Genomic DNA, 19141 nt, shown 5'->3' with positions numbered 1-19141 from the left:
CCGCCCGGGGCTGCGGGAGGCGACGTACTGGGAACCGTGCTCAGCTACCGGTTCCGGAGCGCTCGGGACGCCGCCTGGTCAGTGGGTACGACACAGGGACGAGCGCATGCGGCAGTTGTCCACTGCCCTGCGCTTGGTCAGCCATGTCGTGTACTCCACGGTTCCGAGAGTACGGAAACCATCGGTGACCGCCAGCAATGGTCCCATCTGGTGAGACAACTGATCACATACTGGTCAGGCTCACCGGCGCTGCTGCGGCCCGACCACGACGTTGGTATCGGCGATCTTGTCGTGCAGCGCCTGCTTCTTGTCGTCCCAGAGCGGGAAGAGCACGTCGACCAGGCTCAGGCAGCCGCAGATGAAGCCGAACACGCTGGTACTGGCCCAGCGCTTCAGCACCGTCGACCCGGTCGGCGGACCGGGGACCGCGCGCAGCCGCACGCTGAGCCCCATCGCCTTCTTGCCCGGCGTCGCGCCGGTCCGGGTCAGGAAGAAGTAGGAGTAGGCCAGCTCGACCAGCAGGCCGATGATCGACAGCGGGATGGCCCACTGGTAGATCTCCACCGGCAGCTCGAAGCTCGGCGTGGCCCCAGCGGCCGGCGTAGCGAAGATGTCGCTGTCGTTGACCGCCTGGATGTACCGGTAGAAGAAGTAGCCGGTGAACGGCAGGCCGATCACGAACACGATGATCGAGTCGATGATCCGCGCCGCCACGCGCTTCCACCAGCCGGCGAGCTGCTGGCCGTCCGGGGTCGACGGCACCCGCGGCCCGTAGCCGAATCCCTGCTGGGCATGGCCTTGCGGCCCGTACCCCTGCCGCCCCATCCCCGGCTGCCCGAGCCCCGGTCCGAAGCCAGGCTCATCCTGCGCAGGCTCACCACCTTGGCCGAACTGGCCCTGATACGGCGGCGGGCCCTCGCGCGGCCGGCGGTAGTCCGTCCAGAACCCGCCGTCCCAGTACCTCTGCTGGGTCGGGTCCTGCGGATCGTCGTACCAGCCAGCCGGGAAGCTCATCGCCAAAGCATCACGTACCGGTGGTCCAGCCCGCTATCCGGGGCTGATGGTGGCATCGACGGCGGTCCCCAGAGCGGCGATCACGTCGGCTTTGCGGGGCTGGCCGCTCGCGCGGGTGACGATCGCGCCGGTCGCGTCGAGCACCAGCACCGTCGGGGTCCGCATGATGTCGAGCCGGCGGACCAGCTCGAGGTGTGACTCGGCGTCCAGCTCGACGTGCTTCACGCCGGGGACCATCGCCTCGACCTCGACGAGCGTCCGCCGGGTGGCCCGGCACGGCGCACAGAAGGCCGACGAGAACTGGAGCATGGTGGCCCGCTCGCCGAGCCCGGTACCGAGGTCCGCGGCCGAGATCCGGTCCGCTGCCGATGTCGCGTCGTCCACTGCTTCCTTCTCACCAGCTGCCCGGACCGCGCGGGTACCGCGGAACCGGCCGTCGAACCGGGACTTGAGCACGCTCAGCACGACGCCGAGGGCGACGGCGCTGACCAGCACGATGATCCCGGGGCTCATGACAATCCAGCGTACGTCGGTCCTGATTACGCTCAACCGGTCGTTCACCCTGTGGACCGAACGGCGAAGAATGGAGAACTCGGCGACCGGCCCGGGACAAACTCGGCGGCATTTCAAACGGGCGTTGGGCGCCAAGGGGTATTTGACAGGTAAGCCTTACCTTGATGCGACCGTGATGACCACCCGGCGGTTTTTCTGCCGATTGGCATCCGAGGTGTTCGGAACGGCCGGGGCGGTCTCCCCGAAGCCTTTGGTGGTGATCTGCGCGGCGGCGAAGTGCTCGGTCCCGATCAGGTACTGCGCGACCGCCTGGGCCCGCCGCTCGGACAGCTTCAGCCCGTACGTCGCGTCGCCGCGATCGTCGGTATGACCCTCGACCCGCAGCTTCGCGCCCGGATGTTCTCCCTTGATCTTGACCGCGATCGCATGCAGCGCCTTGGCCGCATCCGGACGGATGGTGGCCTTGTCGGTGTCGAACAGGACGTCACCGGGAGCGACGTAGGAGATCTTGCCCTCGCCGGTGAAAACCTCGACTTTCTCTTGCCCGGGCAGCTTGCGGGACTCCAATCGGGCAGGATCGACATCCACGTCGGGCAGCCTGACCTCGGGCACCTTCACTGTCTGTATCCGCAGGTCAGGAACGGTCCCGTCGCCCTTCACGAAGCCACCCGGCCGGGCGGCGCCGTTCCTGGACTCCCCACGCCGTACTACGCCCTTGCGGGTCACCGTGGGCAGCACGCCATTGATCTTCACCTGGCAGATCTGGGGCGACGTCACGGCAGGCAGCGCCTTGCCGGGCACGGTCACCCCGGGGAACTCCTTCTGGCTCCCGGCCAGCATGCTGCCCGGGATCGTCACCGGCGGAATCGTCGCGCCGGTGATCTTGACCGCGCCCAGGCAGCCACCGGGAGCGTCGTACTGGATCACGCAGCCGGCGTCGATGACCTGCGCCGGGACCGTGAATCCCTCGACCGCGGTCTTCTGGGTGCCGTTGTCGTCATAGGTCAGCGGCGGGACGACCACCTCGGCCACACTGACTCCAGGAAGCTTCCGGACGGTCCGCCCGGCGCCCGGGACACACTCCGGATCCTGGCTGGGCGTGGGCGTCGTACCGGTCGTCGACGGCGTGCCAGGAGTCGACGGAGCGGTCACCGAGGACGGCCCGGTCGGCGGGACGGAACCCGCGGAGGAGGGCTTTTCGGTGTCGTTGCAAGCCGCCAGAGCAGTCGTCACCGCAATCGCGAGTAAACAACTCCTCACCACCCGTGACGTATTCCGCATTGGCCAAGTCTTGCATGCGGCCGGAACCGGCGGAAATGCCACGTCAACACGTGTTACCCAGCGATTAATGTTACGTGAACGATCCTGACTTCACGGGTGCTCGGCCATGGATCCGACTAGTTTCGACCTGGTCGCACCGCGTTGACGGCGGCGGCGACGGCGACTACTTTCGACGGAGGCCGCGGTCAGGTTGGTAACTGTCCGCAGCCGTCGCAGGGAACGGCCGACGTGAGGCTCGGCCGAGGCGTCACCCGTCCCAGGGGTGTGGCCGGGTGACATTCGACCGCTTCGTGCGGTGGGGGGATTAAGGAATGATTGTGTTCACTACGCCCATGAGCCGATTCAGCCTGGCTGACATCTGGGATCGCATCACGCATTTCTCATTGTCCATGGACGATCTTTCGCAATGGCGAAATCTGGTCCCGCTGGCAGCCGCCGGAATTGTGGTCTGGGCGCTCTGGCTGTACCGCTTCTTTCTGTCCCGGCTGGCCAAACCGATCGAGAACGACTTCACCACCACCACCTCGGTGGTGGTTCCTTCTTTTCACGAGGATCCCGACATCCTGATGCGCTGCCTGGAGAGCTGGCGAGCGCAGAACCCGGACGAGATCATCATCGTCCTGGACGTCGCGGACACCGAGGCCTATGAGCGGCTGGTCGCGCTCGACGACCCGCGGATCAACCCGATCCTGTTCAAGCACGCCGGCAAGCGCTCCGCGCTCGGCGTCGGGATCCGCGCCGCCTCCTACGACGTGCTGCTGCTGGTCGACTCGGACACGAGCTGGGAGCCCGGCCTGCTGAAGGCTGTGCAGCGCCCGTTCATCGACCCCGAGGTCGGCGCCGTCAGCACCCAGCAGAACGTGCACGAGCGCACCACCAGCGTCTGGCGCCGGGTCGCCAACTGGCTGGTCAACCTCCGGTACTACGACTACGTGCCCGCGATGGGCGCGGCCGGCGCGGTCGCCTGCGTCTCGGGCCGCACCGGCGCGTACCGGCGCAGTGTCGTGATGCCGGTGCTGGAGAACCTGGAGAACGAGTTCTTCCTCGGCCGGCGCTGTATCGCCGGTGACGACGGCCGGCTGACCTGGCTGGTACTCGCCTCCGGCTACAAGACCGTGCACCAGTCGTCGGCCAAGGCGCTCTCGATGTTCCCCTCCACCTTCCGCGCCTTTGCCAAGCAGCGGATCCGCTGGAGCCGCAACTCGTACCGCTGCTACCTGACGGCCGTCTACAAGGGCTGGCTGTGGCGGGTCCCGCTGGTGACCAAGGTGACCGTGCTGCAGATCCTGCTGACGCCGGTGACGATGGGCATCACCATCGGCTACATGGTCTTCAGCCGGCTCGACTGGACCTGGCAGAGCTTCGCGCTGGCCGCGGTCTGGATGACGATCGCCCGCGGCATCCGCGGCATCTCCCACCTGCGCAGACATCCGGGCGAGATCGTGCTGCTGCCGCTGATCGCCGTCACCGTCATCCTGATCGCGCTGCCGATCAAGCTGTACGCCTTCGTGACGATGAACAAGCAGGGCTGGCTGACCCGGTCCGAGGACACCATCGGCGGCGAGGGCCAGGACGCGGCCTCGCTGATCCGCCCGAACCAGAACACCACCACCACGGGCCAACTGCAGCCGGCCATGCACAACGAAGCGAACCGCCCCAAGCACGCGTCCGCCGAGCTGCAGACGGAGCCCGCGTCATGACCGAGCCCAAGAAGAAGAGCCGCAAGGGCCTCCGGGCCGTCGCCGTGGTCGGAGTGCTCGGTATTGCCGGGTTCGTCCTCTTGCAGACCACCGCCTCCGGCTCGCCCAACGCGACACCGTCGCCAACACCGAAGCCCAGCGCGACCACGCCCAGTACCACCCCGAAGCCGCAGCCACCGGACGCGACCCAGCCGACCACACCCGGCGAGGCCAAGGACGACAAGGCGATCGACCGGCTCCCCTACCCGGGTGACCCGGAGGCCGAAGCGGCGTACGTCGCCGACGAGGACCGCCGCCTGGTAGAGGTCCGCACGGTCGACTCGCTGGCCCGGTGGAGCAAGACGTCCCTCAATTCGCCGTACCGGATCGCCACTGGTTCGGCGTACACGCTGGTCCTGACGCCGCGCCGTGAGGTCTACACGATCAAGGACCTGCTCGGGCTCGCCCCGCAGACCTTCATCCGGCAGCCGGACGGCGGCTACCTGCTGTCCGAGCACGTCGTGATCCAGAACGGCGCGACGCTGAACCTGGCCTCGTCCGGCGGCCTCACGCTGCGACTGGCCAGCGACGACAAGGGTTTCGTCTCGATCGTCAACTACGGCGGCGTGCTGAACGTCCAGGGTGCGAACGGCCGGCCGGTCCGGATCTCCAGCTGGAACCGCGACACCGACGGCCCGGACACGCTGACCAACGACGGCCGGGCCTACATCCGCTCGCTCGGTGGCCAGGTCCGCTTCCGGTACGCCGAACTGTCCGACCTCGGCTTCTGGAGCGGCCGCACCGGCGGGCTGTCGCTCACCGGTACCGACCGCCCCAACAGCGGATCGCTGGACAAGCTCGGCGAGACGATGCGGGTCGGCAAGCGCGCCACCAAGGAACGCCAGGCCGAGAAGGACGCCGGCAAGAAGGCCGACCCCGGTACTACGGGACTGAACGGCGCGGGCAAGAACAGCCTCAGCCAGGTCCTCCCGGCCGGCAAGCTGCCGCTGCCCGAGGTGGACATCGCGGATCCGGAGTACAGCTACGTCTCCGCGCTGATCCAGAACACCACGATCAAGCGGAACGCGTTCGGGCTGTTCGCGGCCAGCGCCAACGGCCTCGACATCCGGGACAGCAAGTTCGACGACAGCCTGGTCGACGGCATCGTGATGCACCGCTACGTCACCAACGCCGTGATCGACTCCAGTACCGCCGACGGCAACGCCGGTGACGGTTTCGTGTTGTCCAGGGCAACGACCGGCATCGTGCTGTCCGAGATCGAGGCCAGCCGCAACCACCGCAACGGGCTGACCATGTCCGGCCTGCCGCTGGCCGACGGACCGAGCGCGACCGGCTCCAGCCTGGGCAGCTACGGCAACAACACCGTGTCCAACAGCAAGCTGATCGACAACGCCCGGTACGGCGTCGAGGTGATCGGCGGCACCAACATCGGCGTCAACGCGAACGACCTGCAGGGCAACGACATGGGCGTCGTGGTCCGGGGCGGCGCCGAGGACGTCTCGGTGGTCGGCAACCGGGTCACCGAGCCGATCCGGCAAGGCATCGCGATCCGCGACGGCGTCACCAAGTCCGTTGTCACCGGCAACATCATCAGCGGCGGCAACACCAGCGTGTACCTGCGCGACTCGGCCGCCACGGTGCAGCGCAACACGATGTCGGACGCCGACTCGCACGCCATCTCGCTGGTCGGCTCGGTGAGCGAGACCAAGGTCACCGAGAACACCATCAGCGGCCGGGGCCCGAGCGCGATCGACACCAAGCGGGCCGCGGACGTCAACATGCACCGCTGGAAGAACGACGAGGACAACTGGCACGACACCACGCCGTTCGTGGTCACCCTGAAGCGGTTCCTGCAGCCGCTGACCGCGATGTGGATCTGCCTCGCCGCCCTGCTGATCTTCACCGCCGCCCGGGGCTCGCGCCGGATCCGGAAGGTCGTCCACCCGTACGCCGACAAGCGCCCGGTGACCGATGGCAGGAGCGTGCCGGCCGGCGCGGTCCCGGTCGCCGGCGACAACAACAACCACTTGGGAGCCAGATGACCCGGCTGAGCCGGCTGCTCGAACTGACCAGGCTGAACAAGCTGTCCCGGCGTGAGCTGATCATCGCCGGCAGTGCGGCCGGGGCGGTCCTGCTGGTCGGTGGCGGCATCGTGGCCGCCGCTTGGCCGGACGACCACACATCCGCTCCACTGCCATCAGTCGGGCCATCGATTCCGTCGGTACCGCCGGAGCCGAGCATCCCGGACATCACCGACGAGCCGAGCGACCCGGCCAGCACACCAGCGACCCAGCCGACCGAGAGCGAGTCTCCGGACGACGGCGAGGGCGGCGACGGCAAGAAGAAGCCGGAAGACGCGCCGGTGATCGCCAACGCGGCGGCCGCAGGCCAAGGACCGCTGCCGAACTCGTCACCGGTCACCTGCCCGGCGGCCACCGTCACGGTGCAGGACACCAAGAGCCTCGAAGAAGCGTTGTCGAAGGCCGCCCCCGGGACCAGCATCGCTCTCGAGGACGGCACGTACACCGGGAAGTTCGTCACCCAGGCCTCTGGTACCGCGGCACAACCGATCTGGTTGTGCGGCGGAGCGGGCGCAGTACTGGACGGCGACGGCATCAAGGGTGGGTACGTCTTCCACCTGAACAAGGCCAAGTACTGGCGGCTGGTGGGGTTCACCGTCACGAACGGTCAGAAGGGCGTGATGGCCGACACCACCGTCGGGTCGGTCGTGCAGGGTCTGACCGTGCACGACATCGGTGACGAGGCGATCCACCTGCGCGCGAACAGTACGGACAACGTCGTCCTGAACAACACCATCTCCAAGACGGGTCAGCGCCGGGACAAGTTCGGCGAGGGCGTCTACATCGGCTCCGCGGTCAGCAACTGGTGCACGACCAACAACTGCCAGCCCGACCGCAGCGACCGCAATGTCGTCAAGGGCAACAAGATCTCGCAGGTCACCTCAGAGGCCGTCGACATCAAGGAAGGCACCACCGGGGGGCTGGTCGAGGGCAACACCTTCGACGGCTCGGCGCTGAGCGGCGCCGATTCCTGGGTGGATGTCAAGGGCAACAACTGGCTGATCAAGGGCAACAGTGGGACGAAGTCGACCCTGGACGGCTTCCAGACCCACCAGATCCTGAAGGGCTGGGGTGACCACAACGTGTTCACCGGCAACATCGCGACCGTGGACGGCCCCGGCCTGGCGATCGCGCTGCGCCAGCCCGCTTCCAATGTCGTTGCCTGTGACAACAAATTTACCGGGGCCGGCGAAGGCCTCAGCAACATTCCCTGCAAATAACACATCGACTCCACCCGACCGTCCGCCCGGCGAGAGACCGGACGGACAGCTTCCACCTGCGAACCTATGGGGGGTTCTGATGGCTGCCAAGCCACGCATCACCGTTCTGGGCACCGGTTACCTGGGTGCAACGCACGCGATCTGCATGGCCGTACTCGGCTTCGACGTACTCGGCATCGACACCGACGAGGCGAAGATCGCGGCCCTGGCCGACGGCCGCGTCCCGTTCTACGAGCCCGGGCTGCCCGAGATGCTCAGCAAGGCACTGGAGACCGGCCGGCTCCGGTTCAGCACCGACATCGCCGAGGCGGCCGAGTTCGGCGACGTGCACTTCGTCTGCGTCGGTACGCCGCAGATGAAGGACTCACCCGCGGCCGACATGACGTACGTCGACGCGGTGGTGACCGATCTGGCCCGGCACCTCACCCGGCGCGCGCTGGTGGTCGGCAAGTCGACCGTCCCGGTCGGCACCGCGGCCCGGCTGACCGAACTGCTCCAGTCGACGGCGCCGGCCGGTGACCAGGTCGAGCTGGCCTGGAACCCGGAGTTCTTGCGGGAGGGGTTCGCCGTCGAGGACACGATGCGGCCGGACCGGCTCGTCTTCGGGGTCGCGTCCGACTGGGCACTGGAGCAGCTGCAGGCGGCTTTCGCTCCGCTGCTCGAGGCCGAAGTACCGGTCGTGGTGACCGATCTGCCGACGGCCGAGCTGGTCAAGGTGTCCGCGAACTCCTTCCTGGCCACGAAGATCTCGTTCATCAACGCGATGGCCGAGGTGTGCGAGACGACCGGCGCCGACGTGCAGCAGCTGGCCGCGGCACTGTCCTACGACCCGCGGATCGGCGGCCGCTTCCTGCGGCCCGGACTCGGGTTCGGTGGTGGATGTCTGCCGAAGGACATCCGCGCCTTCATCCACCGCACCGAGGAGCTCGGCGTCGGGCAGGCGGTCTCGTTCCTGCGCGAGGTCGACGCGATCAACCAGCGGCGGCGGCAGCGGACGGTCGACCTGATCCGTTCGCAGGCCGGCGGCTCGCTGGAGGGTGTGACGGTCTGTGCGCTCGGGGCGGCGTTCAAGCCGGACTCGGACGACATCCGGGACGCGCCGGCGCTGGACGTGGCCCGGCTCCTGCAGGCCGAAGGCGCGATCGTGCGCGTCTACGACCCGCAGGCGATGGACAACGCACGTAAGGCGTACCCGGACCTGCACTACGCCTCGGGCGTCGCAGAGGCGGCTGAGGGCGCGCAGGTCGTGGCGCTGCTGACGGAGTGGGACCAGTTCCGCGAGATCGACCCCGAGTGGCTCGGCGAGATCGTGGCCGTCCGGGCGATCGTGGACGGCCGGCACGCCCTCGACCCGGTCGCCTGGCGTGCAGCCTCCTGGGACTACCGCGCCCTCGGCCGCGCCGTGGACCCCGCGGCCTGATGGCTTCCGCCTCGGCGCCGGCCTTCCCAGGTCGGCGCCGGGGCACTACCCCACCGGCAGTTTCGCGAACGGCGGCGGGCCGAGGATCTCGGTGCTGCCGTTGGTCTTGGCCGACTGCTGGATCCTGGCGAAGTCGACCTCGTGCGCTACGCCTTCGACGTACGGTTCGCTGGCGTCGAAGAAGAACTCCTGACCGACGCCGGGCGTGATCAGACAGAGCATCCTCGCCGTCTCGGACGTCACCAGGAACGCGTGCGGCGTCCCTCGCGGCACCATCACCAGGCCGCCCGGACCCACGCGATGCTCGACGCCGTCCAGGTGGATCAGGATCTCCCCCTCCAGCAGGTACATCGACTCGTCCGCGTCGGGGTGCAAGTGGAGCGGCGTGACCTTGCCGCGCTCCATCCGGTCCTCGAACAGCAGATAGCTCCCGTCGGTCTGCTCGGCGGTAGCCATCCAGCGGTGCACCCCACCCCCGGAGAACCACCGCAACTCGCCATCGTCCGCTGCCCTGACGAATCCACTCATCACGTCCACCCCTCCCGCTTATGATACTTAGGTCTCACCACGAGACTGGGGTATCATCGGCATTGTGTCAATGCCCTACGAGACCGGTGGCCGCAGCCGGCAGAAGCAGCGCACCAGAGACGCCCTGGTGGCCGCGGCCCGCGAGTTGGTCGCCGCCGGGGTGACACCGACCGTCGAGCAGGCAGCGGCAGCCGCGGAGGTGTCACGCCCAACGGCGTACCGGTACTTCCCGAACCAGCGCGCCCTGCTCTCGGCCGCCCATCCCGAGACCACGGCCACCTCCTTGCTCCCGGCGGATCCGCCCAGCGATGTGAGCCAGCGTCTGGCGGTCGTGATCGACACCTTCATCGCGTTGATCGTCGAGACCGAGGAGCAGCAACGCACGATGCTCCGGCTCTCCCTCGAGGCCGATCCCGCCGAGCGAGCGGCCCTCCCGCTGCGCCAGGGCCGCGCGATCAACTGGATCGAAGAAGCGCTGCTGCCGCTCCGGGACGAACTGCCGGCCGATTCCGTCCATCAGCTCGCGATCGCGATCCGGAGCGTCGCCGGGATCGAAGCCTTCAGCTGGCTGCTGGATGTGGCGAAACTGCCGCACGCCGAGGCGGTCCGGTTGATGAAGTGGTCGGCACAGTCCCTGCTGGCCGCCACCTTGGCTGGATCCCCGCCACCACTGGGCCCTTTGATTGAATAGCCCCATGGAAACCGGGTTGATCGTGCGCCACGGCGTTGTCATCCCGGAATCCGAGCTCAGCTGGCGGTTCTCCCGGTCGAGCGGCCCGGGCGGGCAGTCGGTGAACACCACTGACAGCCGGGTCGAGCTCAGCTTCGACGTGGCGGCCAGCACGGCGCTCAGCGAAGTACTGAAGGCCCGTGCGCTGGAGCGGCTCGGCTCGCGGCTCGTCGACGGCGTACTGACTATCGCGGCGTCCGAGCAGCGCTCACAGTGGCGCAACCGGGAGGCGGCTCGGACCCGGTTGGCGGCGCTGATCCGGGAGGCGATCGCGGCCCCGCCCCGGAAGCGGCGGCCGACCCGGCCCAGCAAGAACGCGGTCCGCCGGCGGCTGGACGACAAGAAGCGCCGCGGTGACACCAAGCGCCTAAGGGGACGGCCCACCGACTGACGCCCCTTTGGGTCGTTAGGCTTCGGGCGTGCCAGAAGCAACGGGGAGCGGTGACGGCGAGGAACTGCCGGAGCTGCAGGACTTGAAGGTGCGCGGCCGGTCGCTGAAGACCTGGGGGATCAGCGCGGGCGTGGTGCTGCTGGCGATCTCGGCGGCGTTCGGCGGCCTGAAGAAGGCGGCTGACGAGACTCCGCAGGTGGCGGCCGGCACGGCGATCGACAGCGGCCAGCTCGAGGTGACGATCCAGCGGGTGGTCACGGTCAAGCACCTGAAGCCGCTGTTCCAGCCGGATGACGGTGGCGCGCTGATCGCCGTGGTGACCAAGCTCAAGGTGACCGACGACACCGGCATCACCCCGCCACCCGATCTGGTCCGGCTGATCGGCGTACCGGGGATCAAGGACACCGATGCCCCGATCGGCACGACGAACCTGCGCGACGGGACGCCCACGCCGGTACTGACGCCGGAGTTCGGCGAGGACGTCGCGTACGTCTGGAAGCTGCCGAAGATCACCGAACTGCCGGCCGAGGTGAAGCTCACCGTGCAGCACTACGAGCACACCGACGAGTCGATCCTGGACCACCACGAGAAGTGGATGGCGGACAAGATCGCGGCCGAGAGCACCGTCAAGGTGAAGGACAACACGAAGTGAGCGCGGATGTGCCGCCGCCGCTGGAAGTTGCCCCGCGCAACGGCCGGCTGCGCAAGCTGCTGAACTACGGACTGGTGCTCGTCGTGCTGGCCGCGATCATCGGCCTGTACCGGCTGACGCCGACCCAGAAGGACATCCAGGACCCGGTCCCGGTGAACGGTGCCGTCGGCAAGCTGCTCGAGACGCCGCGGTTCGACCTGCTCGTGAAGGGTGTCCAGGTCGGCAAGAAGCTGCGGATCCCCAAGTCCGCGCCGGACCGTGAGTCGCTGTCCGACTTCGTCGTGGTCGAGGCCGAGGTGACGGCGGTGCACGAGCCGATCCATCTGGGCAAGGTGGCGATCAAGGCGTCCGACGGGACCGTCTACCTCGGCGCGAACCGGGTCGGGCTCGACGACGTCGACCTGACCGGGTTCCAGTTCGCGCCGGACATCCCCGCCCGTGGGGTGTTCGTGGTGGAGATGCCGGCCGACAAGCTGCCGGGGGCGGTGCTGCAGGTGATGGAGAAGCCGTTCCTGAACGATTTGGAGCCGCAGGCAACGATCCCGCTCGGCGTCGAGAAGGACCAGGTGGCCGGTCTGCGCAAGGACGTGGTGATCATCAACGCCGCGGATGCGTTGTGAGCAGCGCGCGACGGGCCCGGCCGGGGTGGTTCCGGAAGAACACGGCGGCCCTGCTGTCGCTGGTCATCACGGTGCCGCTGGCCGGCTGGTGGACGACGCGGTCCGATTACAAGAGCTGGTACGACGCCGAGCCGCGCGACGCCGTGACGGTGGCGGCCGGCGGTACGAAGTACCAGGAAGCCACCTGGTACGCCGCCAGCGTGGAGCTCGATCCGCAGCCGGTGCGCAAGAACGCCGTACCGAGCACGTTGCCGACCGGGACGACGCGGGTGCGGGTGTACCTGCGGATGCAGGTGGCCGACCTGAAAGACCTCGAGAAGCTGAGCGGCTGCCAAATCCACCTCCGGGCCCCGGACGGGCGGATCTGGGACGAGTCGATCCTGGAGGACGAGTTCCAGGACCGGCCGACCGGCTGCACGGGTGGGTATGACGACAAGCCTGCGAGCTATCGCGACCCGCGCATCGCGCCGTACTTCCTGAAGCCGGTGGCCGGGAAGCCGTTCGAGGCGGTGGCGATCTTCATCGTGCCGACCTCGGTGGCGTCGTCGGTCGAGCCGACGGTCACCTGGGCTACGAAACTTCCTGAGTATCTGGCATTCCCGAGGTAGCGGCGGTCAGGTCCGCGACGCCCTTGTCCACCTGCGGACCAGGCGCTGCGTGGGCCGCGTGCGTCTTGGTCTTCAGGTAGCCCGCTAGGCCGCCGATCATCCGGTCGTACGCCGCCGCCAGCAGGCTGACCTGGAGCATGATCTTCAGGCCGTCCGTGACCAGGTTCAGCGGCTCGTCGATGACCAGCCAGAACGGCAGGGTGTGCGGGCCGAGTACGTAGAGCTTGAGGAAGATCCAGACCTCGCTGGCCAGGAAGGTGACCACCGCCCAGGCGAGAAAGTAGCCCAGCATCGGCCGCAGCCCGGACCGGACCACCAGCCGGAACGCCTCGGCCACCGGGGTCCAGCGGTCCTTCCAGTCCGACACCACCGAGTTGCCGGCCACCCGGACGATCTTCGGCGTCTGCTGCCAGCGGTGGGTGATCCGGTCGAACCGCCAGCGCCGCTCGCCCGGCTCCGCCTTGTGCACGGCCCGGCCGTAGATCACCGCGGTCATCGTGATCCACATCAGCGGGAAGACGGCGGCGTTCCACAGGTCACCGATGCCGGCGGCAACGAATCCGGTGACGGTGTCCCAGACCTCCCGGACCTTCTCGACGCCGAGCACGTGGTCGAGTCCCCAGACGTACCCGTCGTGCACCCAGGCGGCGACCTGGCGGTCCTTCAGCCAGTCCTTCGGCGACGGGATGAAGGAGGAGGCCTGGTAGATCACCACGAAGATCCAGAGCGCCTCGAGATAGGCGACGAACAGCCGGCGGACCGGGCCGGCGGCGGCGTTCTTCTTCCGCTTGAAGAAGAACCGCAGCAGGTACGCCGAGACGCCGAGGCCGATGAACAGCCAGGTCGACAGCGCTTGCAGCCCGGTCGCCTGGCCGCCGACCGTGCCGCCGTTGAGGACGGTCGCCAAGGTGTCGTTGGCCTTGTGGACAGCCAGTTGGTACTCGTAGTCGAGCGCCTCGTTCTGGAGGAACTTGTACGCGGCGTAGAACGCCAGGAACGGCAGCAGGGCCGCCGCCATCGCGTCGATGGGCCGGTGCTCCTTGCCCGGCTCGACGCCGTCAGGGGCCAGCACGCCCTCGGCGACTGCTCTCCGGTGGAAGGGGAGCTCGCCGCGGAGTACGAGGAACATCGTCACGTACATCGCCAGCGAAACCACCACCAGCAACGCCAGCACCGCGATCCCGGCCGCCTCGGCCTTGGCCCCCGCCTGGACAGCCACCCACTGCAGCCCCCGATGCGCGAGCTGCGCAATCAGGAACACAGCCAGCAACCGCGGCCAAGCCTTCCCGAACAAAGCCCCCGCGCGACCCACCGTAGTGAGCAACGTCCCCGATTCCATCGCCACAATCGCGCAATCTACCGCTCGGAGAGGGTCCTCAGCCGCCGGCGAAGGGGGGCAGGGCGTCGACCAGGGCGCCGTCGGTGAGGCCGGTGTCGAGGTCCACGCGCTCGCCGTCGAGCAGGAAGGTGCAGATGCCGAGCACCCGCGCCAACTCGGGTCTCCCCGCCGAGACCACACCGACAAGATCCTTGATGGAACCCGCCTCAGCCGTCGCGGCGGCCTCCCCAGCCGCGGAGCGCGCAGCGGCGAAGTACCTGATGGTCACTTCCGGCATCTGGGTTGGGCCTCACTGATCGGGTTTGTCATCAGCTATTATGTCAGCTTGCTGTTGCTATCCAGTGTGACTCGGGCCCCCGGCAATGACGCCGCTGGGGCCTGACGTGCATAAGGACCGGGTCGCTCACCAGGGGCTCGACGACCAGCACAAGGAGACAGCGTGAGCACGTTGCTTCTGCTGACGAACGCATTGCAGGCCTCCACCGAGGTGCTGCCGTCGCTCGCCCTGCTGCCACACCAGATCCGCATCCTGCCCGCCGAGGTCGCCGCCCTTGTGGACGCGCCCGACGCCGACGCCGTCCTCCTCGACGCCCGCCGCGACCTGGTCACGGTCCGCGGGGTGTCCCGCCTGATCCGTACCACCGGCATCGACGTACCGCTGATTCTGGTCGTCACCGAAGGCGGCCTGACCGCCGTGAACGCCGACTGGGGCGCCGACGACGTCCTGCTCGACACCGCCGGCCCGGCCGAGATCGAGGCCCGGCTGCGACTGGTGATCGGCCGCCTGGCCGCCGCCCGCAACGAGGACCCCGACACGTCGCTGATCCGCAGCGGCGACGTGGTGATCGACGAGGCCTCGTACACGGCGAAGCTCAACGGGCGGGCGCTCGACCTCACGTACAAGGAGTTCGAGCTGTTCAAGTTCCTCGCCCAGCACCCCGGCCGGGTGTTCACGCGCGAGCAGCTGCTCCAGGAGGTCTGGGGCTACGACTACTTCGGCGGCACCCGTACGGTCGACGTCCACGTCCGCCGGTTGCGGGCCAAGCTCGGCCCCGAGCACGAGTCGCTGATCGGCACCGTCCGCAACGTCGGCTACCGCTTCGTCATCCCGCCCTCCAAGGACCGCGAAACAGCCGACGTCTCCGTCTGATCGAGCATTCCGGACTGGACCGGGCGCGTAAGTTCCGGGCTTGACCCGCAGCGTATTCGTGCTGCTACGGTGCGTATTCGGTCTTTTCACGGAAGGTGACCGATGGCGCACGCTGCTCCGACTTCGCACCGCCGAGGCGCTCGCGCTTCACACCGTCAGGTCCGCACGGACGGCCCGATCCAGCCCACAACCTGGCTCGGCCTGACCTTCGCGCTGATCTTCGGGGTCGTCCTGACCGGCCGCTCCCACGTCGGCGTCCACGCGGCCGGCGTCACCCTGCTGGTCATGCTGGTACCGCTTACCGTGGCCGTCTTCGCCACTGGCCTGCGCCAGGGCGTCGGCTCCATCAAGGCCGCCCTCTCGACCGGCGTCGCCTTCGCCCTGGTCGTCCTCAGGTTCCTGCTCTAGCTCAGAGCTGGTTGGTGCCGCCGTCGACGAAGATCTCGGCGCCGGTCATGAAGCTGCTCTCGCTGGAGGCCAGGAACAGTACGGCGTTGGCGATCTCCTCGGGCTCACCGAGCCGCCCGAGCGGCACACCTGAAGCGATCGAGCCCAGCAACGCGGTCGCCTGCTCCGCGTCCGGCGCCAGACCCGCCAGCCCCGGGGTGTTGGTCGGGCCGGGGATGACGGTGTTCACCCGGATCCCGCGCTGCGCCAACTCCGCGGCCCAGGTGCGGCCGAAGGACCGGATGGCGGCCTTCGTCGCGGCGTACACGCTGAACGCCGGCGTCCCGTCGGTGGCCGAGGTCGAACCGGTCAGGACGATCGTGGCTTTGTCGTTGAGTAGCGGGAGCGCCTTCTGCACGGTGAAGAGCGTGCCGCGGACGTTGATCCCGAAGGTCTGATCGAAGTCCTCGGGCGTGATCGTGCCGAGCGGCGCGAATCCACCACCGCCCGCATTGGCGTGGACGATGTCCAGCCCGCGGCCGAACTGGGTGATTGCCCCGAAGAGCGCGTCGAGGTCGTCGAGGCTCGCGACGTCACTCGCGATTCCGGTGACCTGTCCGCCGGCTTGCTCGATGTCGGCGACGGCGGCGTCGAGCTCGGGCTTGCGGCGGCCGGTGATGAAGACGTGAGCACCTTCGGTCGCGAGGCGGCGGGCCGAAGCGAGGCCGATACCGCTGGTGGCACCCGTGACGAGTGCGACCTTGTTGTCCAGCTGTCCCATGATGAGATCCTTTCGATGATGGTTGAGAAGGTCAGATAGAGAGCGCGAGATCCGCCAGTCGGCGCCAGTCCCTGACTGGAAGACCCGCAACTGGTGTAGCGGGGAGCACCTGTACGGCGACGTGGTCGGCTCCGGCATCCAGGTGCTCGCGAAGTCGGCGGCTGATGGCCTCGTCGTCGCCCCACGCGACCAGTGCGTCGATCAGGCGGTCGCTTCCGCCGGGTACAAGATCGCTGTCGGTGTAGCCGAGCCGTCGAAGATTGTTGCGGTAGGCATCGAATCCGATGAACATCCCGAGCTGATCGCGAGCCACCGCACGCGCCTGCTCGGCGTCAGTGCTGAACACGACCGCCTGATGCGGCGCGATGAGCGCGTCGGCACCCAGCTGGGCGCGCATTCTCGCGGTGTACTCCGGGCTCACCAGGAAGGGGTGAATCCCGGCGGTACGGTCCGCCGCGAGCTGCGCCATCCGCGGACCGAGAGCGCCGAGCAGCAACCGATCACTCGGGATTTGCTCTTTGGCCAACTCATCTAGGTAGTCGCTGACCGCCCCGACTGGGCTCGTATAGGTCTGCCCCACTGCGGCGGCCGCGTTGCGATCACTCACACCGAGTCCCACGATCGTCCGCGGGCCGTGCCGGAGGTCGAGCTCTTGGACCTTCGCCGCCAGGACGGATGCTTCCTGGCGCCAGATGCCGAGCACACCGAGTACGACGTACGTGCTGGGCGATGCGGTCAGCAACTCGTCCGTGTCGTCGAAGATGCCGCGGCCGTCGAGGCCTGGGATCCAGACTGCGGTGATCCCCCGCTCGGCCAGCTCGGCCGCGGCCTCGACCCCTGGCTGCCCTGCATTGCGCAGCTCCATGCTCCAGACCCCGACCCGCCCCAGGGCCTGCTCAACACTGCCGTCCATAGCTCTAACTCCTTGGGTTTCATACCGTTCGGTTAGAAACTCAAGCTAGCAGTGGTTGAAGCTTCAGGCAAATTTTTGAACCGAGCGGTTAAGAACTGTAGGGTCGGGAGCAGGAGGTGGCAGATGCCGGGAGGACGACCGCGCACGTTCGACGAGGACGAGGCGCTGGAGCGCGCCGTCGAGGTGTTCTGGCGGCAGGGGTACGAGGGCACGTCGATCACCGACCTGACCACCGCCATGGGCGTCAACAAACCCAGCCTGTACGCCGTATTCGGCGGCAAGGCGGATCTCTTCCGCCGGGTGATCGCGCACTACGCCGAGCACGACATGGCCTATGCGGCTGCTGCCCTCGCGGAGCCGACCGCGCTTGGTGTGGTCCAGCGGTTTCTGCGCGACAACGTGGTCGCGGTGACGCTCGAGGACAAGCCGAACGGGTGCCTGTCGATCCAGGGCGGCGTGTCCTGCAGCGCGGAGAACCAGGATGTCGCGCAGTTCCTCGCGGCCAGCCGGCTCGGCGGGGAGAAGGCTTTCGCCGACCGGTTCCGTCTGGCGATCGAGCAGGGGGATCTACCAGCCGACGCCGACCCGGACGCCTTGGCACGATTCGTGATGGTGGTGTCCGAAGGCCATGCGGTGCACGCGGCTGCCGGCGTACCGCGCGAAGCTCTGCAAAAGTCTGCGGCCATCGCCGAACAGGCCTTCACAGCAATGACCACCCAGCCGGCTTCCAGCGGAAACCGCTGACTCTCGGCGTCGGCAGGAAGCGGACAGGCGACTCAGCGCAACCGTCGACAGGGCGACCATTCAATCCGGACCTCGGCTTCGGCCCCGGCCTTCGGAGGAGCGATGGTGGTTACTGGACGGCGGATCGCCCGGCCATGGGTTGCTGGGCAGTGGATTGCTGGGCGGCGGATTGCTGGTCTGGTGGGGGTCGTGCTGGTGTGTGGTGGCTGTTCGCCGGACGCAGGGTCACCCGCGGCTGCGGCCAACGCGTCTGCCACGAGCACTCCGGCATCGACCAGCACCCTGCCATCGACTAGCACCCCGGCGCCGACCGCCACGACTTCGGGGCCGCTCAGCGTCGCGGCGTACCAGGGGGTGCTCGCGCGGATCGAAGCCACGATGCGGCGCAACCTGACGAGGGCGATGGCGGCGAAGTCCATCGCCTCGGCGAACGCCTATCGCGAACTGCTGACTGCGGTGATCGCCCAACAGGCCGTGATCCTCCGCCTCGTCGACCCTCCGCCCCGGCTCGCCGCTGTGCACGAAGATGCACTGCAGACCCTCTCCGGCAGTCTGATCGGCGACCTCCTGAACAGTCCCGTCGACGGCTGCACCGTGGCGGAACCTCTGGCCACCTTCATCTACTTCGCGAACCTCGACATCTACGACGCGATCACGCAGGGCATGAATCCGACAGGCCGACGGACCACCTTCGGCCGCAAGTTGCTGCCGGCTCCACCGCGGATGCCGGCGCCGCGGCGTGGGACCAACGGACACGTGGTGCAGCGGGTCGGGAAGCGTGGTTCCGCGCAGATCCGGGTCACCAACAAGCGCTCGACCGACGCCTTGATCGTGGTGTCGACCTCGGGCAAGACCCAGGCATCGATGTATCTGCGCGCCAAGAGCACAGCAACACTTACGGGCTTGCGCGGCTCATTGGGGATAGCGATCCGGACCGGTTCGGACTGGGACGCCGCCGCGCGAGGCTTCACTCGCGGCTGCGAGGAAGAGACCTTCACCGAACCGCTCGATCGCGGCTACGACTGGCAGTTCGCCATCTGACCGCAGACCAGCTTGCGACGACGCCGGC

General features: G+C 68.0%; 21 protein-coding genes. 13 read left to right on the top strand and 8 right to left on the bottom strand.

Annotation, left to right across the window (positions count from 1 at the left end; genetic code table 11):
- Positions 1 to 240: 240 nt before the first annotated feature.
- The 3 genes from OHA70_RS17165 to OHA70_RS17155 all read right to left on the bottom strand — a co-directional run bounded on the left by OHA70_RS17165 (position 241) and on the right by OHA70_RS17155 (position 2760).
- Positions 241 to 1014 (bottom strand): RDD family protein, encoded by a 774-nt coding sequence (locus OHA70_RS17165; protein WP_328333667.1) that lies wholly within the window; start codon positions 1012 to 1014, stop codon positions 241 to 243.
- Positions 1015 to 1047: 33 nt separating this feature from the next.
- The gene (locus OHA70_RS17160; protein ID WP_328333665.1) at positions 1048 to 1527 is read right to left on the bottom strand and encodes a TlpA family protein disulfide reductase; all 480 of its coding nucleotides are present in this window, start codon (positions 1525 to 1527) and stop codon (positions 1048 to 1050) included.
- 156 nt (positions 1528 to 1683) lie between these two features.
- Positions 1684 to 2760: an OmpA family protein gene (locus tag OHA70_RS17155; RefSeq protein WP_328333663.1), complete on the bottom strand. Its 1077-nt coding sequence runs from the start codon at positions 2758 to 2760 to the stop codon at positions 1684 to 1686.
- A gap of 380 nt (positions 2761 to 3140) precedes the next feature.
- On the opposite strand from OHA70_RS17155, the gene OHA70_RS17150 reads away from it, so the two are divergent.
- The 4 genes from OHA70_RS17150 to OHA70_RS17135 all read left to right on the top strand — a co-directional run bounded on the left by OHA70_RS17150 (position 3141) and on the right by OHA70_RS17135 (position 9229).
- Positions 3141 to 4508, top strand: a complete 1368-nt coding sequence (locus OHA70_RS17150) for a glycosyltransferase (RefSeq protein WP_328333661.1) — start codon at positions 3141 to 3143, stop codon at positions 4506 to 4508.
- Positions 4505 to 6550 (top strand): right-handed parallel beta-helix repeat-containing protein, encoded by a 2046-nt coding sequence (locus tag OHA70_RS17145; protein WP_328333659.1) that lies wholly within the window; start codon positions 4505 to 4507, stop codon positions 6548 to 6550. Before OHA70_RS17150 ends, OHA70_RS17145 begins: the two co-directional genes overlap by 4 nt.
- Positions 6547 to 7809, top strand: coding sequence for a hypothetical protein (locus OHA70_RS17140; protein WP_328333657.1), 1263 nt, complete (start codon positions 6547 to 6549; stop codon positions 7807 to 7809). The genes OHA70_RS17145 and OHA70_RS17140 overlap by 4 nt, the downstream gene beginning before the upstream one ends.
- Positions 7810 to 7888: 79 nt before the next feature.
- A complete protein-coding gene (locus OHA70_RS17135) occupies positions 7889 to 9229 on the top strand; it encodes a UDP-glucose dehydrogenase family protein (protein WP_328333656.1) in 1341 nt (446 codons plus the stop codon).
- A 45-nt stretch (positions 9230 to 9274) separates the two neighbouring features.
- Here the strand turns inward: OHA70_RS17135 and OHA70_RS17130 are convergent, their stop codons facing one another.
- A complete protein-coding gene (locus OHA70_RS17130; protein WP_328333655.1) occupies positions 9275 to 9757 on the bottom strand; it encodes a cupin domain-containing protein in 483 nt (160 codons plus the stop codon).
- Between the two features lie 70 nt (positions 9758 to 9827).
- Between OHA70_RS17130 and OHA70_RS17125 the strand changes: the two genes are divergently transcribed.
- The 5 genes from OHA70_RS17125 to OHA70_RS17105 are packed head-to-tail and all read left to right on the top strand — an operon-like array spanning position 9828 to position 12758.
- Positions 9828 to 10448 (top strand): TetR/AcrR family transcriptional regulator, encoded by a 621-nt coding sequence (locus tag OHA70_RS17125; RefSeq protein WP_328335151.1) that lies wholly within the window; start codon positions 9828 to 9830, stop codon positions 10446 to 10448.
- A gap of 4 nt (positions 10449 to 10452) precedes the next feature.
- Positions 10453 to 10878: an alternative ribosome rescue aminoacyl-tRNA hydrolase ArfB gene (gene arfB, locus OHA70_RS17120; RefSeq protein WP_328333654.1), complete on the top strand. Its 426-nt coding sequence runs from the start codon at positions 10453 to 10455 to the stop codon at positions 10876 to 10878.
- 28 nt (positions 10879 to 10906) lie between these two features.
- Entirely contained in the window at positions 10907 to 11530 is a 624-nt protein-coding gene (locus tag OHA70_RS17115; RefSeq protein WP_328333653.1) for a hypothetical protein, read from the top strand.
- The gene (locus OHA70_RS17110) at positions 11527 to 12150 is read left to right on the top strand and encodes a hypothetical protein (RefSeq protein WP_328333652.1); all 624 of its coding nucleotides are present in this window, start codon (positions 11527 to 11529) and stop codon (positions 12148 to 12150) included. Before OHA70_RS17115 ends, OHA70_RS17110 begins: the two co-directional genes overlap by 4 nt.
- Complete coding sequence (locus OHA70_RS17105; protein ID WP_328333651.1) at positions 12147 to 12758, top strand: hypothetical protein; 612 nt, start codon at positions 12147 to 12149, stop codon at positions 12756 to 12758. The genes OHA70_RS17110 and OHA70_RS17105 overlap by 4 nt, the downstream gene beginning before the upstream one ends.
- Here the strand turns inward: OHA70_RS17105 and OHA70_RS17100 are convergent.
- Positions 12721 to 14097 (bottom strand): hypothetical protein, encoded by a 1377-nt coding sequence (locus tag OHA70_RS17100; RefSeq protein WP_328335150.1) that lies wholly within the window; start codon positions 14095 to 14097, stop codon positions 12721 to 12723. The genes OHA70_RS17105 and OHA70_RS17100 overlap by 38 nt on opposite strands.
- A 37-nt stretch (positions 14098 to 14134) precedes the next feature.
- Positions 14135 to 14374 carry a MoaD/ThiS family protein gene (locus OHA70_RS17095; protein ID WP_328333650.1) on the bottom strand — a complete coding sequence of 80 codons (240 nt, stop codon included), beginning with the start codon at positions 14372 to 14374 and terminating at the stop codon, positions 14135 to 14137.
- Positions 14375 to 14536: 162 nt separating this feature from the next.
- Between OHA70_RS17095 and OHA70_RS17090 the strand changes: the two genes are divergently transcribed.
- Positions 14537 to 15247, top strand: coding sequence for a winged helix-turn-helix transcriptional regulator (locus tag OHA70_RS17090; RefSeq protein WP_328333648.1), 711 nt, complete (start codon positions 14537 to 14539; stop codon positions 15245 to 15247).
- Positions 15248 to 15349: 102 nt separating this feature from the next.
- Positions 15350 to 15655, top strand: a complete 306-nt coding sequence (locus tag OHA70_RS17085) for a hypothetical protein (RefSeq protein ID WP_328333646.1) — start codon at positions 15350 to 15352, stop codon at positions 15653 to 15655.
- 1 nt (position 15656) lies between these two features.
- On the opposite strand, the gene OHA70_RS17080 is transcribed toward OHA70_RS17085, so the two are convergent.
- Positions 15657 to 16415: an SDR family NAD(P)-dependent oxidoreductase gene (locus OHA70_RS17080; protein ID WP_328333644.1), complete on the bottom strand. Its 759-nt coding sequence runs from the start codon at positions 16413 to 16415 to the stop codon at positions 15657 to 15659.
- 31 nt (positions 16416 to 16446) lie between these two features.
- Positions 16447 to 17328, bottom strand: coding sequence for a TIGR03620 family F420-dependent LLM class oxidoreductase (locus OHA70_RS17075; protein ID WP_328333642.1), 882 nt, complete (start codon positions 17326 to 17328; stop codon positions 16447 to 16449).
- A 123-nt stretch (positions 17329 to 17451) separates the two neighbouring features.
- Here OHA70_RS17075 and OHA70_RS17070 point away from each other — a divergent pair, with 123 nt between their 5' ends.
- The gene (locus OHA70_RS17070; RefSeq protein ID WP_328333640.1) at positions 17452 to 18072 is read left to right on the top strand and encodes a TetR/AcrR family transcriptional regulator; all 621 of its coding nucleotides are present in this window, start codon (positions 17452 to 17454) and stop codon (positions 18070 to 18072) included.
- Positions 18073 to 18177: 105 nt separating this feature from the next.
- Positions 18178 to 19113, top strand: coding sequence for a hypothetical protein (locus OHA70_RS17065; RefSeq protein WP_328333638.1), 936 nt, complete (start codon positions 18178 to 18180; stop codon positions 19111 to 19113).
- Positions 19114 to 19141 lie beyond the last annotated feature (28 nt).

Origin of the sequence: Kribbella sp. NBC_00382, from assembly GCF_036067295.1 — a bacterium.
Taxonomy (GTDB): domain Bacteria; phylum Actinomycetota; class Actinomycetes; order Propionibacteriales; family Kribbellaceae; genus Kribbella.
Note: the sequence above shows the minus strand (reverse complement) of the source record. Positions and strands in the feature narration are given on the sequence as shown.

Bases quoted from the DNA above. Each gene is read 5' to 3' on its own strand.
- OHA70_RS17165 (WP_328333667.1), bottom strand. From the start codon at position 1,014: ATGAGCTTCCCGGCTGGCTGGTACGACGATCCGCAGGACCCGACCCAG.
- OHA70_RS17160 (WP_328333665.1), bottom strand. From the start codon at position 1,527: ATGAGCCCCGGGATCATCGTGCTGGTCAGCGCCGTCGCCCTCGGCGTC.
- OHA70_RS17150 (WP_328333661.1), top strand. From the start codon at position 3,141: ATGAGCCGATTCAGCCTGGCTGACATCTGGGATCGCATCACGCATTTC.
- OHA70_RS17145 (WP_328333659.1), top strand. From the start codon at position 4,505: ATGACCGAGCCCAAGAAGAAGAGCCGCAAGGGCCTCCGGGCCGTCGCC.
- OHA70_RS17140 (WP_328333657.1), top strand. From the start codon at position 6,547: ATGACCCGGCTGAGCCGGCTGCTCGAACTGACCAGGCTGAACAAGCTG.
- OHA70_RS17135 (WP_328333656.1), top strand. From the start codon at position 7,889: ATGGCTGCCAAGCCACGCATCACCGTTCTGGGCACCGGTTACCTGGGT.
- OHA70_RS17130 (WP_328333655.1), bottom strand. From the start codon at position 9,757: ATGAGTGGATTCGTCAGGGCAGCGGACGATGGCGAGTTGCGGTGGTTC.
- OHA70_RS17125 (WP_328335151.1), top strand. From the start codon at position 9,828: ATGCCCTACGAGACCGGTGGCCGCAGCCGGCAGAAGCAGCGCACCAGA.
- arfB (WP_328333654.1), top strand. From the start codon at position 10,453: ATGGAAACCGGGTTGATCGTGCGCCACGGCGTTGTCATCCCGGAATCC.
- OHA70_RS17100 (WP_328335150.1), bottom strand. From the start codon at position 14,097: ATGGAATCGGGGACGTTGCTCACTACGGTGGGTCGCGCGGGGGCTTTG.
- OHA70_RS17095 (WP_328333650.1), bottom strand. From the start codon at position 14,374: ATGCCGGAAGTGACCATCAGGTACTTCGCCGCTGCGCGCTCCGCGGCT.
- OHA70_RS17085 (WP_328333646.1), top strand. From the start codon at position 15,350: ATGGCGCACGCTGCTCCGACTTCGCACCGCCGAGGCGCTCGCGCTTCA.
- OHA70_RS17080 (WP_328333644.1), bottom strand. From the start codon at position 16,415: ATGGGACAGCTGGACAACAAGGTCGCACTCGTCACGGGTGCCACCAGC.
- OHA70_RS17075 (WP_328333642.1), bottom strand. From the start codon at position 17,328: ATGGACGGCAGTGTTGAGCAGGCCCTGGGGCGGGTCGGGGTCTGGAGC.
- OHA70_RS17070 (WP_328333640.1), top strand. From the start codon at position 17,452: ATGCCGGGAGGACGACCGCGCACGTTCGACGAGGACGAGGCGCTGGAG.